Source organism: Helicobacter bilis, assembly GCF_001999985.1.
In the GTDB taxonomy this organism is placed as follows: Bacteria; Campylobacterota; Campylobacteria; order Campylobacterales; family Helicobacteraceae; genus Helicobacter_A; species Helicobacter_A rappini.
The window spans coordinates 968,050-983,588 of the sequence record NZ_CP019645.1 but is presented as its reverse complement, the minus strand read 5'-3'; the positions used below and the strand labels follow the sequence as shown (position 1 = coordinate 983,588).

The 15,539-nt window shown below is 35.3% G+C and carries 14 protein-coding genes; 2 read left to right on the top strand and 12 right to left on the bottom strand.

Translation table 11 applies throughout. From position 1 onward, the window contains the following. Nucleotides 1–4: 4 nt before the first annotated feature. The 8 genes from dnaK to hisD all read right to left on the bottom strand — a co-directional run bounded on the left by dnaK (nt 5) and on the right by hisD (nt 9,398). Entirely contained in the window at nt 5–1,909 is a 1,905-nt protein-coding gene (dnaK, locus tag XJ32_RS04705) for a molecular chaperone DnaK (protein ID WP_077388508.1), read from the bottom strand. Between the two features lie 96 nt (nt 1,910–2,005). Continuing rightward, nucleotides 2,006–2,326: a hypothetical protein gene (locus tag XJ32_RS12425; RefSeq protein ID WP_174566015.1), complete on the bottom strand. Its 321-nt coding sequence runs from the start codon at nt 2,324–2,326 to the stop codon at nt 2,006–2,008. A gap of 22 nt (nt 2,327–2,348) precedes the next feature. Further along, nucleotides 2,349–2,903, bottom strand: a complete 555-nt coding sequence (gene grpE / locus XJ32_RS04695) for a nucleotide exchange factor GrpE (RefSeq protein WP_004084537.1) — start codon at nt 2,901–2,903, stop codon at nt 2,349–2,351. A gap of 66 nt (nt 2,904–2,969) precedes the next feature. Continuing rightward, nucleotides 2,970–3,791, bottom strand: coding sequence for a heat-inducible transcription repressor (locus XJ32_RS04690; RefSeq protein ID WP_077388507.1), 822 nt, complete (start codon nt 3,789–3,791; stop codon nt 2,970–2,972). A gap of 403 nt (nt 3,792–4,194) precedes the next feature. Beyond that, the gene (gltS, locus tag XJ32_RS04685; RefSeq protein WP_051355090.1) at nt 4,195–5,367 is read right to left on the bottom strand and encodes a sodium/glutamate symporter; all 1,173 of its coding nucleotides are present in this window, start codon (nt 5,365–5,367) and stop codon (nt 4,195–4,197) included. A gap of 610 nt (nt 5,368–5,977) precedes the next feature. Continuing rightward, entirely contained in the window at nt 5,978–7,660 is a 1,683-nt protein-coding gene (asnB, locus tag XJ32_RS04680; RefSeq protein WP_254422518.1) for an asparagine synthase (glutamine-hydrolyzing), read from the bottom strand. A gap of 59 nt (nt 7,661–7,719) precedes the next feature. After that, nucleotides 7,720–7,938: a hypothetical protein gene (locus XJ32_RS04675; protein ID WP_077388505.1), complete on the bottom strand. Its 219-nt coding sequence runs from the start codon at nt 7,936–7,938 to the stop codon at nt 7,720–7,722. Between the two features lie 101 nt (nt 7,939–8,039). Then, entirely contained in the window at nt 8,040–9,398 is a 1,359-nt protein-coding gene (gene hisD / locus XJ32_RS04670; protein WP_005216615.1) for a histidinol dehydrogenase, read from the bottom strand. 127 nt (nt 9,399–9,525) lie between these two features. Here hisD and XJ32_RS04665 point away from each other — a divergent pair, with 127 nt between their 5' ends. Continuing rightward, the gene (locus XJ32_RS04665) at nt 9,526–10,422 is read left to right on the top strand and encodes a DUF2156 domain-containing protein (RefSeq protein WP_005216616.1); all 897 of its coding nucleotides are present in this window, start codon (nt 9,526–9,528) and stop codon (nt 10,420–10,422) included. A gap of 112 nt (nt 10,423–10,534) precedes the next feature. Then, the gene (locus XJ32_RS04660; protein WP_005216617.1) at nt 10,535–11,116 is read left to right on the top strand and encodes a 5'-methylthioadenosine/S-adenosylhomocysteine nucleosidase family protein; all 582 of its coding nucleotides are present in this window, start codon (nt 10,535–10,537) and stop codon (nt 11,114–11,116) included. 2 nt (nt 11,117–11,118) lie between these two features. Here XJ32_RS04660 and XJ32_RS04655 read toward each other — a convergent pair whose 3' ends face one another. The 4 genes from XJ32_RS04655 to XJ32_RS04635 all read right to left on the bottom strand — a co-directional run bounded on the left by XJ32_RS04655 (nt 11,119) and on the right by XJ32_RS04635 (nt 15,357). Next, nucleotides 11,119–11,664 (bottom strand): PepSY-associated TM helix domain-containing protein, encoded by a 546-nt coding sequence (locus XJ32_RS04655; RefSeq protein WP_005216618.1) that lies wholly within the window; start codon nt 11,662–11,664, stop codon nt 11,119–11,121. A 132-nt stretch (nt 11,665–11,796) separates the two neighbouring features. Further along, on the bottom strand, nt 11,797–13,557 hold the full coding sequence (locus tag XJ32_RS04650) for a CCA tRNA nucleotidyltransferase (protein ID WP_254422486.1): 1,761 nt from the start codon (nt 13,555–13,557) through the stop codon (nt 11,797–11,799). Continuing rightward, nucleotides 13,511–14,620 carry a glutamine amidotransferase-related protein gene (locus XJ32_RS12755; protein ID WP_254422485.1) on the bottom strand — a complete coding sequence of 370 codons (1,110 nt, stop codon included), beginning with the start codon at nt 14,618–14,620 and terminating at the stop codon, nt 13,511–13,513. Before XJ32_RS12755 ends, XJ32_RS04650 begins: the two co-directional genes overlap by 47 nt. A 2-nt stretch (nt 14,621–14,622) precedes the next feature. Further along, on the bottom strand, nt 14,623–15,357 hold the full coding sequence (locus XJ32_RS04635; RefSeq protein ID WP_077388504.1) for a disulfide isomerase: 735 nt from the start codon (nt 15,355–15,357) through the stop codon (nt 14,623–14,625). Between the last annotated feature and the right edge of the window lie 182 nt (nt 15,358–15,539).

Below are 15,539 nucleotides of genomic sequence, written 5' to 3'. Positions count from 1 at the left end.
TGTTTTACTTTTCATCGACAACTTCAGCATCAATGACATCATCGTCTTTTTTCTTTGTGTCTTGTGTGTTGGCATTTGGGTTTGCTCCAGCGTTTGTGCCTTGAGCCGCTGCAAGTTTTGCAAAGACTTCGTTTAACTCTTTGATTTTAGATTCTATATCTGCCTTACTTGCTGCTTCATTTTTTAGAATCTCTTTGAGTGAGTCTTTCACGCTTTCAGCTTGAGCTAATACGCTTTCATCAACCTTGCCTTTATTCTCATCTTTACGCATTTCTTCAAGGCTTTTTTCCACTTGATAGACGAGATTGTCGCCTTGATTTCTCGCTTCTATCGTTTCTTTGCGTTTAGAATCTTCTTCTTTATGCAATTCCGCATCTTTTACCATTTTTTCGATTTCTTCATCAGATAGACCGCTTGAGCCTGTGATTTTAATCTCTTGTGATTTACCTGTGTTTTTATCTTTTGCTGAAACGGTTAAGATACCATTTGCGTCAATATCAAGTGTTACTTCAATTTGTGGCACACCTCTTGGGGCTGGGGCAATGCCTTGTAAATCAAAGTTTCCAAGCTTTTTATTATCCCTTGCAAGTTCTCTCTCACCTTGAAAAATCTGTATAGAAACAGCTGGTTGATTATCTTCGGCAGTAGAGAAAGTTTGCGATTTTTTCGCAGGGATTGTTGTGCCTTTCTCAATGATTTTTGACATTACACCACCTAGAGTTTCGATACCAAGACTTAAAGGCGTTACATCAAGTAAAAGCACATCTTTTACATCACCTTTCAATACACCACCTTGAATAGCCGCACCGACTGCTACAACCTCATCTGGATTCACAGATTTATTCAACTCTTTACCGATAAATCTTTTTACCTCTTCTTGCACTTTTGGGATTCTTGTAGAGCCACCTACCATGACGACTTCGCTAATCTCGCTTTTATCAAGTCCTGCATCTTTGATAACAGAATCTATCTTTTTAATCGTATCATCAATAAGACTGCTAATAAGTGTCTCAAATTTCGCTCTTGTAAGCTTTTTAACTAAATGCTTTGGACCACTTGCATCAGCAGTAATAAAGGGGAGATTTATCTCTGTTTCAGTCGCACTGCTTAGCTCTTTTTTCGCATTTTCTGCGGAATCTTTAAGCCTTTGTAATGCCATAACATCGCTTTTTAAATCAATGCCTTCATCATTTTTAAACTCTTCGCTTACCCAATCAATGATTTTATTATCAAAATCATCACCACCTAAAAACGCATCACCACCTGTTGCTAAGACTTCTACGACATTATCGCCAGTTTCAAGCACGGTAACATCAAATGTCCCACCGCCTAGGTCATATACCATGATTTTTTCAGAATCTTTTTTGTCTAAACCATAGGCAAGGGCTGCTGAAGTTGGCTCATTAATGATCCTTAACACATTTAGCCCTGCGATTGTCCCTGCTTCTTTTGTCGCTTTTCTTTGTGCGTCATTGAAATATGCTGGCACGGTGATTACTGCTTCTGTAACGCTCTCGCCCAAGTAGCTTTCTGCATCTTCTTTGATTTTCATTAGAATCTTTGCTGAAATCTCTTGTGGCGTATAGATTTTATCTGCGATCTCTACCGCACAAGCCCCATTTCTATCAATGATCTTATAAGGCAGTCTTTTTTCTGCTTCTTTTGCCTTATCTTCATCAAACATAAGTCCCATAATCCTTTTAATAGAATAAATGGTTTTTTGCGGGTTTGTGATGGCTTGTCTCTTTGCTGGTTCGCCGACTAGAATCTCGCCTTTATCTGTAAATGCAACGATTGAAGGGGTTGTATTTTTCCCTTCTTTGTTTGCAATAATTTTGCCTTCATTCCCTTCAAAAACTGCCATCGCCGAATTTGTTGTGCCTAAATCAATTCCTATAACTTTACTCATATTTTATCCTTTCAACAATTAAATTAAAATTATCAAACTTAGATTCTAAAAATCTAAGCGTTTTTAAACCTTATTAGGATTCTAAAATATAGAATCTTAATATCCTTCATCTTCATAAATTTGCTGTGTTACTATGCCATACTTTGCTGTGAATTTTATGGTTGCCTTTGTATTTTCTTCTGGCATATTGGGACATTCTCTGCTTTCTATTGCTTGACATGTAACAATACCATTTGCTTTATCAACAGATAATGTTTTCGCATTCGTATAGCTATACACGCAATCACCTGATTGAGACATCTCTTGCATAGAATCAGCAGCTGCTTTACATGTCGGTGTTTTAACATTATTTGCTAAAACAACACCAAGAGAGATAAAAGCACCAAACAGACATTTTCCTATCAAATTTTTACTCATATTCTATCCTTTCAACTTAAAATTAATTTTTTACAATGCTTACCATTGCTGGTCGCAATGTGCGTTCTTTATACTTATAACCTTTTTGCAATACTTGTTTTATTGCGCCATCTTCTTTTTCATCATCTTTTACTTGCATGATAGCTTCGTGCAAATTTGGATCAAAGCCATCTTCTGTATTGATAGCTTCTACTCCATGCTTACCTAAGACTTTGCTAAAATTGCCAAGCACAAGATTTAATCCCTCTGCAATCTTATCGCCGCTAGGCAATGCGTTTGCAGATTCTAAAGCTTTTTCAAGCGTGTCAATTATAGGCAACAAATCCTTTAAAATATTCTGGTTTGCATACTCAAGGGCTTGTGCCTTTTCCTTTTCAAGTCGCTTTTTTACATTCTCAAAATCTGCGTGTGTGCGTAAATATTGATCTTGTAAATCTTTTATCTTTTGTTCTAATAAACTCTCATCTTGCTCAAACTTTGCGATTTCTTCGGAATCTTGTGTAGATTCTAAAGTGTCTGCTTCATCATCTGCTTGAGTAGATTCTAAGTCATTAGATACTTCTTCATTTTTATCCATGTATGCTCCTTTCTCTTTTTAAAGATTCTAAGCTACTTTCATTATGAAAAATAACTTAAAGAATCTTTATGCAAAATTACTACATCCTAATTCTGCATAAAAACTCTTATAATCACATAGCAAATCGCCGATACACATCATTCTAGCTTGATATGTGCTTTGTGTCTTTGCATTTATATACAACACATCGTGAATGATTGCTAAATGCCCGTTTGATACTATGCCCTCAAAGTAGATTCCGTTACTACATGATAAAAGTGTCCTGCCTTGTATCGCATTAAGATATTGTGCAGCATTGCTTTGTGCGATAGTGCTTATATACTCACTCCCACACTGAAAGCAATGCTCTTCAGAATCTACCTGCAATAACGCCATAAGTTTCCGCTTCAACTCACCCGCACCAACTTCATTTGCAACCTTTAAAATATCATGTATATCTGCTAACATAAAAGATTCTAAAAAACGACTTAGTGCTTCAGAATATTGTATCAATGTCTCGCCACGACTAAATTGTAAGATAAGATAGCCATGCGTGTTGATTACAGATTCTAAGCGATTATCATCTTTTGGAATCACAATGCAATAGACCCCATAATGTGAGCTTAGGCTTTGCAACTTTGCTGCAGTTATCACTACATCACTTTGACATACATATTGCAATACATCTTTCCAATACGCATATAAAGTAGCATTTGTCGGGATTCTACCGCTACTAATATGTGGCTGGAATAATGCACCTTCTTTTTCCAAGACCTTAAAATAATTGCGAATAGTGGCTGATGAGATAGAGAGATTTTGTCTTGATTTTAAAAACTCTGAACCAATTGGCTCTTTGCTTTTAATATACTCTTCTATAATCCCTATGAGTAACTCTCTCTTTATACTCATGCAAAACCTTTATTTGCAAAAATTTGAGTGGTATTATAGCATAAAAAGTAAATATAATTAGCACTTGATATAAAAAATTGCTAAATTTTTAAAAACTTTAGTCAATTAATATAAACTTTATTTATTCATAATACTTAGAAATTTTATATAAGTATGCTAAATAATAGAATCTTGTATAGATCTAAATATGGTTTTTATGAAGTTTTTGTGTTTCTGAAATGGGTAATATTTTAAGTGTTACGGAGTTTTGTGAAAACTATGTTTTGGCTATGATCTTGATTTGGTAAAAGACCTTGTATGTAAAAATAGAAATTTGGATTTTAATTATTTATACTGCAAAGTCCTCCAAACTTACTTAGGTAGGGTTGGAGAGCAAAGCCTAGTTTCATAAAGCAATAGAATCTTAAATCAAAAATGAAAGTGAGCCTTTAATCACAATCGCATTAATAATATCAATAAAGAATGCGCCGCATAGTGGCACGATAATAAATGCCATGTGGCTTGGTCCATAATGTGAGGTAACTGCCTGCATATTTACCATAGCAGTCGGTGTAGCACCTAATCCAAAACCACAATGTCCAGCCGCAAGGACTGCAGCGTCATAGTCCTTACCACAGAATCTAAATGTAACAAATACTGCATAAAGTATCATTAGCACCGCTTGTGATACAAGGATTACAATCAATGGTAATGCAAGGGCTAGTAACTGCCAGAGATTTAGTGTCATCATCGCAAATGCAAGGAACAAAGAGAGTGAGACATTGCCTAACACAGACACTTCTCTATCAAATACTTGATGAATGTTTAGTATTTGCAATGTATTACGCAATATTACTCCTGTGAAAAGGCAATATACAAATGTTGGGAGATTAAGCCCGGGCATGACATCTTTCATAACATCTTCTAACACTTTACCGATTAATAAACATGCTGCAATCAATGCAAGGCTCTCTATAAAGCTAATAGGTGTGATTAGTCTCTCTTTTGTCGGCGTTTCAAAACCATGTGCTTCATCATTATTATGCTCTGCACCCGGCAATTTGAGATTATGCTTTTTAATAAGATATCTTGCAACAGGACCACCGATAAGCCCACCCATAACAAGCCCAAAAGTCGCACATGCCATAGCTACACCCGTTGCCGCAGAGAAGTTGTATGGATCTGCTTCAAAAATCTTAGCCCATGCAGCACCTGTGCCATGCCCGCCACTCATTGTGATAGACCCGCCAAGCATACCAAGTAAAGGATCTACACCCATAGCATAGGATATACCAACGCCAACGATATTTTGCAAAAAAAGCGCACCAACGATGATAACAAGGAATATGGTAAGCATTTTCCCGCCTTTTTTCAATGCGGAGAAGTCGGCACTAAGCCCAATTGATGAAAAGAAAGCAAGCATTAAGGGCTCTGATAATGAAGTGTCAAATTTAAACTCAAGCTGTAATGTTTTATAGATTAATAGAATCATAATCGCGGTTATAACCCCACCTACAACAGGCTCTGGTATATTATAATCCCTCAAGACTTTTACACGCTCGATAATGAATCTACCAAGCAATAAAACTGCCACCATACACACAAGCGTGAAGTAGAAATTAAAGTCAATGCTACTTAGACTAACATCTTGCACACTGACATAGCCCTGTTTAGTCTCTTTATCATGCGTATAGCTTATGGAATAGTAGTTATCCACTTTGCCAAGCACTTTTAGCTTTGTGTCCTTAGGTATGGTTGTATCGAGTTTGCACTGCTTATTTGGTGCAGTATAGATTGTCGCATTTTGTGTGTTGATTCTATATTCATCACGCCATGCAGCTACTTTCTCTAGCTTTATATCATCTGTGGCACATTGTGTCGTGCTATTTTGTGCGTTCTCAGTCGCATAAAGCGGCAATAATGTGTTTAAAAACAAAAACAGGCATAAAATATGTCGCATAAAAATCCTTATAGTTAAGATTGTGATATTTTGGCTTTTTAGATTCTATGTTTGTTTTAGAAACTTAGAATCTATAGATTCTACACTTTTAATCTTGTAATTACTCAATAAAAGTAGAGAAATTATATCCTTTAGCATTTGAGTGAGATTTTAGTCAAAGTATCTAAAAATACAGAATCTATAAAACACTTTGAAAAAAGATTTTTCGCTCAACACTCAAAACGACGAGAAACTAAATGCCAAAATATCAGCCAAAGATTATTTTGATTATAAAGCAGTCCTTTACAAACTCATTGAAATAATTACTAACCTGTTCGCCTACTCTATAATTATTTTCTTCTTTATTGCATATTTTTATAATTAATGTTTGTAAATCTTTTGGGTTTCTCACTAGATTACATTCTAAAAAATCTTTAGAGTGTGCTATATCTAAAAACCATTCTTTTAATCCATTCTCTTTTCTATCTCGCTGCATCCATTGCACGATAGGGGAGACAAAGCCCATCTTGCTTTTACGCCAAATCACAGATTCTGGCATAATATCATGCAAAGCATCGCGAATTAGTGCCTTTGTATAGCCATTTCTAATTTTATATGTATAAGGTAGGCTAAAGACAAATTCCACAAGTCTATGATCTAAGAATGGCATACGCACTTCTATGCCATTAATCATGGAATATCTATCATAATTTCTCAAAAGTGTTTGTAATACATCTTGAGTAAATAATTCATAAAGCCATTTTGAAAAATAATCAAGTTTGTTAAAATTAGGATGAGAATCATGGGGTGTGTATAATTTATTTCGTATCTTTTTATTGAATCTTGATAAAAGAAATTTGGCTCCATCTTTATAGAGTTTTAGTGTTGGTTTTGGTGCTTCGCTAGAATCATTAAGAGTATGCAAGATATTTTTTATTTGTTTAATATTAAATCTTGCATCCCATAAAGATTGCAATACATGTCCATAACCGCTAAAAAGTTCGTCTGCGCCATGCCCATCAAGTGTTACGGTAACACCTTTTTGCTTTATGGCTTGATATGTTGCGATCATTGGCACAGGGCTTGTTGTATATAAATCCTCAAAGAGATAAAAATAATGCTCTATTTTATCCCAATGTGCCACCGGGTTAATCTCTAAAAATTCACCTTGTATATGAATATGATCGCACACTGCCTTAGCATACTTACTCTCATCAAATGGCGTATCTTTAAAGCAAGCAATGCAAGCATGCTGCCAATCATTTGATTGTCTTAAATGTTGTGTGCTATTTTTGCTTACATGCGACATGGCACATATTGTAGCACTAGAATCTACTCCGCCACTAAGGGCTGTGCCTAGACTTACATCAGAACGCATTCTTAATGCTACTGAATCAAAAAATAAATGGCGAAATTCCGCAACAATATCTTCATAAGGTTTTGGTGTCTGCGGATTATATGGCATATTATCAAGTATGTGATAATATCTCTGCGGCTTAAGACTATCTACACCATTTTGTATAGAATCTGTATTTATAATCGTAAAATGTGCATGTGGAAAACGCTTAATGCCATCTATCAATGTATGCTCTGTGCATTCATAGCTATATATTTTGTTATATATCATATCATTAAAATGGCTGGAAGGCTCTAAATCTTTTAAAAATGGATAGATTGCCTTCATCTCAGAAGCAAAAACAAATTTCTTTTTATTGTTTTCATCAGTAATGAAAGCATAAAAAAGAGGCTTTTTGCCAAACCTATCACGGGATAGAAAAAGATCTTTTGTTTCATGGTTAAATATAGCAAACGCCCACATGCCATTAAATTTATTTAAACAAGCACTCCCATAAGCATCATAACTAGCAAGTAATACTTCGCTATCAGAATCTGTGTGAAATACATACCCTTTTGCTATGAGTTCATCGCGTAGTTCTAAAAAGTTATAAATCTCTCCATTAAAAACTAGACTATATTTTATATGCAGTTTCGCTGTATCTATTTGCTGGGTTACCCCCCCCCCCCCACATTGTCAATATTTAAGGGAAAGTGCATGGGTTGGGCTGCCTTATTGCTTAAATCAATAATTTTTAATCGCGTATGACCGAAACTTATATTCTCATTATGAAATACTCCATTACTATCTGGTCCCCTGTGATGTATTGTCGTTAATGCCCTATTGAAAAGTTCTGTATTGCTTGATGGAATTGTCCCTAAAATACCACACATATTCTGCCTTTTTGGATAAATTTAGAATTAATTATACATTAAAATAATATGTTATATGTATTAAAAATCCTTTATCCACTCAACAACTTAGATTCCATAATTTAATCTTTCATAGAATCCAAACGCGATATAACAGAGAGTTTGTGAGCTTCAAGTCCTTCAGTTTCAGCTAAGATAGCACAAGGATTCGCTAGATTTTTAATACCTTGTTTTGAAAAAGAGATAAGAGAACTACGCGTGCAGAAATGCTCTACCCCAAGTGGTGAGAAAAATCTCGCACTACCGCCTGTTGGCAATGTGTGATTTGGTCCTGCTAGATAATCGCCGATTGCCTCTGGTGTATAATGCCCTAAGAATACCGCACCAGCCGCTTTAATCTCACCCAAGAGTGAGAAAGGCTCTTGCGTTACAATCTCTAAATGTTCGGGGGCTATGGCATTCATTAGCATTGCGGCTTGTTTGAGATTCTCTACAATGATGATTGCCCCCCTTTCTTGTATGCTTTTTTGTGCTATGTCTTTACGCATTAGATGAGTTAGCTTTGTATCAATCTTTTGTGCGACTTCTTTAGCTAAGTCTTTATTATCTGTGATTAATATCGCACTTGCCATAGAATCATGCTCTGCTTGTGATAGCATATCTATTGCTAAATAATCGCTATTAGCATGAGAATCTGCGATGATTCCAATCTCGCTAGGACCTGCTATCATGTCAATATTTACTTCTCCAAACACAAGCTTTTTTGCAGTGGCGACATAGATATTTCCCGGTCCAGTGATAACATCTACTTTTTTAAAGCCTTTTTGCGTAGTCTTTGTATGTGAAAAAAGAGAATCTTTACTCCATTTAGTCTCGCCAAAACCATAGGCAAACATACCAATAGCACCAATCCCCCCGATTTTATACCCCTCTTTAATACCGCAAAGATACATCGCTGCAAGCACTAATTCATTTATATGATTATTGGGTGTTGGACTTGCCATAATGATTTCTTTCACACCGGCGACTTTTGCGGGGATTGCATTCATTAAAAGTGAGCTTGGATAAAAGGCTTTACCACCGGGGATATAGATACCAGCACGCTGAATGGGCATAATATTTTGCCCTAGCATATTTGCGTATTCATCATGATAGATAAAGCCTTTTGGGGCATTTTTCGCGTGGAATGTATAGATTCTATCGTGTGCTATTTGCAATGCGTCTTTGGTTTTAGAATCTAGATTTTTATACGCATTAAAGGTATCTTCTTCTGCGATTTTTAGATCATTAAAAGTCTGTGGATTCCAAGAGTCATATTTTCTCACAATATCTAGCAGGGCATCTTCACCCCTTTGCTTAATATCTTGCAGCGTTTTTAACACTTCAGGGATAATGCTATCCATATCTGTATTTGCACGCGCTAAAAGAGTGTTAAACTCCGTCTCAAAATCCTTGTCGTGTATATTTAATATCTTAATCATTTTAGAATCCTTAGTGATAGTTTTTTCATTATAGCAAACAAACTATAAAGTCGGCTTTTTTGTAATAATCTTAGCGAAACTTTGATAGAATCTTACTTTTACTTTGTTACAAAAAAGGCACTAACGCATGGAACAGCAAGCCATTATATTTAAAGACATTACACTGCAAGATAGGGAAATAATTAATACATATCTACAACAAGAAGAGTTTATGATTTCTGATATTTCTTTTGGGAATCTTTTTATCTGGCGTTTAGCTAGAAAGATAGCATTTTGTATTTTGCATGATTGTCTTATTATAGAAACAACTTATACAAATGAAGCACCATTTTGCTTTTTCCCTATCGGTAGCGGGGATAAAAAGAAAGCTTTAATCTCACTTCATAATCACTATAAACAAAAAGGACAGAATCTTATATTCCATTCAATAGAAAAACAGAATCTAGACTTATTACACGAAGTATTTGGCGATAGTATAACGCCTATTTTGAATCGTGATAGAAGCGATTATATCTATAAAACACAGGATTTAATCGAGCTTACCGGACGCAAATATCATAAAAAGAAAAACCATCTCAATAGATTCTTTGATGAGTATAAAGGCTTTAGCTTTGAATCTATTAGTGAGAATAATCTTAGCGAACTCTTACATGTATGGAGAAAATGGGATAACGCAGGAAATGATATAGGGCTACAAAATGAGTCAAAAGGCATTATAAGCGTGTTTGAAAACTATGCGGATTTGGGATTTTTAGGCGGACTTTTGCGATTTAATGGCGAAGTGATTGCCTTTAGCTTTGGTGAAGTTATCTCAAAAAATCTTTGTATTATCCATATAGAAAAGGCGGACATTAACTATCGCGGGGCGTATCAAGCGATTAATCAACAGCTTTTATCCCATTGCTTTAGTGATATTTTATATGTAAATCGTGAAGAAGATTTAGGTATAGAGGGTTTGCGTAAGGCAAAGCTATCGTATAATCCAGAATTTATTTTAGAAAAATACGAAGTGAGTATTGTATAGATTTGAAATTGTGAGTTTATTAATACCAAACATTTTAAAATCTTAATCTTTATGGGTGCGTGCAGGGTTTAGGGTGCATTTTAACAATATTTTAGAATCTTAAGGTGGTATAATGTATATTTGTGCGGGTGAGTGTGAGCAGTTTGTCTTTGCAAAAAGTATTGGTATGGGTTTAGTGTCTAGTGCAATAGGGCTCACAAAGATTTGTTTGCAGTATGCACCAAAAGAGCTTGTATTTATAGGTAGTGCAGGGTGCTATGATGAAAGTTTGCGTATAGGTGATATGGCGTATAGTTATAGTGCTACGCAGATTGAGCTTAGTTTTTTAGATAATCATTCTTATACGCCGATTGATAATAGCGTAAAACTTGAACTTAAAGATAATGTTTCACATGAAACATTTATACAGAATCTACATGATAAGATTCAGAAATTACCGCAAGTTATTGTAAATTCAAGTAACTATATCACAAACACAAATAAATATAATGCGATGATGAGTCATGCAAATATTACGCTTGAGAATATGGAATTTTTCAGCGTTTTAAAAGTCGCACAATATTTTCAGATTCCATGTATTGGAATCTTTTGCGTGAGTAACTTTGTCGGCAAAAATGCACATAATGAGTTTATAGAAAATCATACGCTTGTAAAAACAAAACTGCATGATTTTATAGCAACTCTTAACAGATAAAACTATATACTTAAAAATATCATAAGCCCCGTAACACAAAGCCCACAGAAAAAGGCAAGTAAAGCAGCACCCCTTTTATGCTTACAAAATGCAGTGATAATAAGTCCGCTAAAATAAAATAAAAACAAAGATACAGAAAAGCTAATAGCTATAATATCAAAATAAAATCCACCTTTGCCCTTATGCATAAGCAGCAAAATCCCGTAGAATCCACGCTCAACCGCCCGTAATTTCATCGTGCCATCTCTCTCTTTTATCACCATAACGCTATATCGTATCGACCCCATGCTAGGATTCCCACGCACCATTTTTAAAGTTGTATCGCTTGGAATCTTTAGATTATTGTCCTTTAGAATCTGCAGCATTGTGTCTTGCTCTTTTCCTTTAGGCAAAGATTCTATTTGAATCTCATGGATAGTAGCCCCTGCCTCTTCTTTAATATCAAAGAGATAAAGAGAACCCGTTATTGCATAAATGAGTGCTGCTGGAAGAAAAAATAGACTAAGATACAAATGCACTTTCATCCAAATTTGCTTTTTCTTAAACAAGTGAATCCTTTTATATAAAATTATCTGATCTTATAAATCAAATAATAAGAATGAAATCTAATTTTAATTATAGCAAAATTTTAATATTCTAGAATCTTTTCTGCTGAATAAATATTTTACAAATATGAGATTCTACAACCTTGCAATATAAAACCTTGCCCTATTCTCTAATGAATGAAAAGTATTTGGTATCTCTTCTTCTATAACCGCATATAACAGCTTTGTTAAAAGTATGCCGATTTGTTTGCCTTGTAGTGAAATCCCCATAGATTTTGCAATATTTTGCAATGCGTTACCATTAATGCTTAGTTGAGAGAGTTTATAGCATTCTTTGTTTATGATAATCTCGTTTAAATCTTTTGTTATAGCACATAGTTTTTCTTTGCTATATGGCGGCATTTCTTGTAATATAGAATCTTTTGGGCTAGATTCACCCAATGCTTCATGTGTTTTCTGCAAGACTACATATAATAGCATGAGTTGTGATATTATCTCTATATCATGCTGTGAGAGTAGATATTTGAGTGCTATTTTGCTATTTTGTGCTGTGAAAATCTCTGTATTACAAAGTAGTTGCAAAAGTGTTTGACTTCTTTGTATCGTTTTGTTATCAAAATGCAATTGTTTGCAAATAGCTTGATAATCACACAAATATTTTTGCAATTTTTCCCTATTTTTGTATATATCCTTTGCATAAGGCAGGGGGCAGAATAATAGAGAAAGTCGCAAGATAATATTTTTTGGGGCGATTCTTAGCGTTTCAAAATTATGATTTAATTGCATTGCGTTTAGAATCTTTAAAGGCGGTAAGATAAAGAAAAATACACTTTTGTATATAGATAAGATTTTATGTGCGTATTGTCCGCATAAAAGCTTTGTAAATTCTATCTGTGTGCGTTCATTTGCAATAAGCGATAGTTTTTGAGTAAGTAGAAATACCGCTTCTTTTGTCCTGTCATCAAGCTGAAATGCAAAAGGCAAAACAGAAGCAAAGCGAATGGCTCTCATAATACGCAGAGAATCTTCTAAAAATCTTTCTTGTGCATTACCTACACATGCGATTTTTCTCTCACATAAGTGCTTGATTCCGTTATGATAGTCAAAGAGTTGCATATTTATACTTGAATAATTTGCAGAATTTTTGGAATCTAGATTCTCTACCAAATGGGTAGGTGCAGGGTTTAGGGTGCAATTCTTGGAATCTAGAATCTTGTCATTTGAAAAATCTTTTTTAGAATTTGGGTTATTAGATGTTTCGCTTTGCTCAACATGACAATTACTAGAATCTAGATTCCAAACATTGCGCCCTAAACCCCGCAGCCCACCCTGATTTGGTAGAGAATCTAGATTCTTACTATTTTGCACTCTAAGCCCTGCATCCACCCATAGTATAACATGCTCTTCTGTCTTAATATCTTTATGTAGCATTCTACACGCAAGGGCATTTATGCTAAAATCCCTGCGAGATAAATCTTCTTGCAGAGTTTTTGCAAATTGTATGCATTCAGGTCGTCTCCCATCTTTATACTCACCTTCAAAGCGATAAGTCGTAATCTCGACAAGATTCCTTGTCGCTTTATCTCTAATCCCCAAAGTGCCATATTTTAAACCAACAGGGATAACTTCAAAAGATTCAGCATATAGGCTAAAAAGCTGCTGTGTTTGCATAGGCTCTGCATTGCTTGTAATGTCCCAATCTTTTGGCGACAAACCAAGCAGACTATCACGCACACAACCACCTACAATATAGGCTTCAAAACCATGAGATTCTAGAATCTTTAAGATATCAATCACATAGTTTGGTATCTGCATAGATAGGATATAGCTTTGCATGTTTTGACTAATATTAGCGAAGTTGCAAGAAATCACGCATGAGTTTAAAGCCCATTTCATGACTTCTTTCTGGGTGTGGCTGTATGCCTAAGATATTCTCTTTGCCGATAATGCTAGGAAATGAGATTCCATAATCACAAGCAGCAATGATAAAACGAGTATCACAGCACACATGATAGCTATGCACAAAATACAAATAAAAGGAATCTTTCATAGAAGCACATAAATTATGTGGTTTTTTGATAAAGTTTTTATTCCAACCTATGTGTGGTATTTTTAAATGCGTATTCTGTGCCTTGTTATTGTTTGTTGTATAAAGGGCTTGAATGTTTGTGTAAATAGATTCTAGATTCCCTACCACTCGGGCGGGTTCAGTATTTAGAGTGCAATTTTTACTAGAATCTAGGTTTTTGTCATATTGAGTGTGTAAGCACGAAATATCTTTTTTAGATTTCGTATTAGATACTTCGCCCAAAGGCTCAGTATGACAAGCCATTGTTTTAGAATCTAATTTCTCACTTACTTGAGTTAGCGTAGTGTTTTGCGGTGTATTTTCATAGAATCTAGTTTCTTTATCTTTATGGGTGTATTCAGGGCTTGGGGTGCATCTTGTGTCGAATCCAGATTCTCTACCATTTGGGTGGGTGCAAACTTTATAGAATCTAGATTCTATCTCTATTGAGTGATTATTAGGTGTAGGATATGACTTTGTAGAATCTAGCCCTTTAGATTCTATACCATTAAATCCCATATTCGTTTTTATATGCCACTTTATTGAGTCTTTTGAGCCAAAAGGTGCGACAAAGCCCTCCACTAAGCCAAGCCCTTTATATTCGCCAAACTCATAGCTTTTCTCAAAAAGTAGCTGCATGCCAAGACAGATTCCAAGCATGTAGCGACCGCTTTTTGCGTATTCACACAAAGATTTATCTAAATCCCTTGCACTCAAATGCTCCATCGCACTGCCAAATGCCCCGACACCGGGCAATATAATCTTATCACATGCTTGTATGTCCTTATGTGTGCTAACACGCTTAATAGATTCTGTCCTAGCGACATACTCTAAGCAACGCATGACATTTGCGATATTGCCAACGCCATAATCAACAACTCCAATTTGCAAGACTATAAATCCTCTTCTATAATATAGGGTGTGCCTTCAGCCTTGCCTTTACCCATGAGAGAGCGGACGACTTCTTGCACCTTTGTGCGTGTTGCATCTTTTGCAGTTGGAGCTTTATAATTTGTATCATAAGCTTTTTTTAGCAAAGCGATTTTTTCAGAATCTGTTTTTGCATTTTTTAGCTTCTCATAGAGTTCAGCTACTTTATTTGCCGACTCTACTCCCATCCAGCCAACAGGTATCATTTTCACATCGCCTTGTTTCAATCTCTCATCTAAATGCTTCAGCTCTTCTTGGCAATGCGGACAAAGTGGATCAGAGATAATGTAGAATACCTTTTTGCTAGTCTTACCCTTAAGGCTTACAATGTATTCTTGCGGTAGTTGTGCTATCTCTTTTTTCACTGCTGCTTGCGTTTTGAAAGTCATATTATAGTTTGTTATGGATTGAAACTCTTGGACTACTAGCTCCCTATCCTTATCATTGTTTGTAAAAAATGCTTGTGTAATAGGCAGAAAAATGCTCTCTTGTTTATTTGTAACCGCAAGCACCTTATACCCGCTTGAGCTATCTTTTAGCGTTAAAAGCTTAAGATTACTATCTTGACTTAGGGCTTGCTCTTTTAGTATCGTTGTAGCTTGTCCTGTTTGCTTTTGTATCATATCAGTGATTTTACTTGCATTTGCTAGATTTACACTCAAACTCAAAGCTATAAAAGCCGCAATTTTCTTTTTCATACTTCATACTCCAAAATAAAATAAGCCAGTATTCTAGCATGTAAATCATAATAGAGTAAAAAGCCCACCAAAATAACACTAAAAACCTAGCTAAATATTTATAAACCTTGATACTAGATTCCGTGTTTTCAATCTATGAAGATTCTATAAAAATCCACATGAATGACATTAATAGTTTAAGA

Coding starts and splice junctions, on each gene's coding strand:
- gltS (WP_051355090.1), bottom strand. CDS start 5,367: ATGGTGGCAGTTTTATTGCTTGGTAGATTCATTATCGAGCGTGTAAAA.
- XJ32_RS04660 (WP_005216617.1), top strand. CDS start 10,535: ATGTATATTTGTGCGGGTGAGTGTGAGCAGTTTGTCTTTGCAAAAAGT.
- XJ32_RS04675 (WP_077388505.1), bottom strand. CDS start 7,938: ATGTGTGGTATTTTAGGGACAATTCCATCAAGCAATACAGAACTTTTC.
- XJ32_RS04690 (WP_077388507.1), bottom strand. CDS start 3,791: ATGAGTATAAAGAGAGAGTTACTCATAGGGATTATAGAAGAGTATATT.
- XJ32_RS04665 (WP_005216616.1), top strand. CDS start 9,526: ATGGAACAGCAAGCCATTATATTTAAAGACATTACACTGCAAGATAGG.
- XJ32_RS04650 (WP_254422486.1), bottom strand. CDS start 13,557: ATGAAATGGGCTTTAAACTCATGCGTGATTTCTTGCAACTTCGCTAAT.
- XJ32_RS04635 (WP_077388504.1), bottom strand. CDS start 15,357: ATGAAAAAGAAAATTGCGGCTTTTATAGCTTTGAGTTTGAGTGTAAAT.
- XJ32_RS12425 (WP_174566015.1), bottom strand. CDS start 2,326: ATGAGTAAAAATTTGATAGGAAAATGTCTGTTTGGTGCTTTTATCTCT.
- hisD (WP_005216615.1), bottom strand. CDS start 9,398: ATGATTAAGATATTAAATATACACGACAAGGATTTTGAGACGGAGTTT.
- dnaK (WP_077388508.1), bottom strand. CDS start 1,909: ATGAGTAAAGTTATAGGAATTGATTTAGGCACAACAAATTCGGCGATG.
- grpE (WP_004084537.1), bottom strand. CDS start 2,903: ATGGATAAAAATGAAGAAGTATCTAATGACTTAGAATCTACTCAAGCA.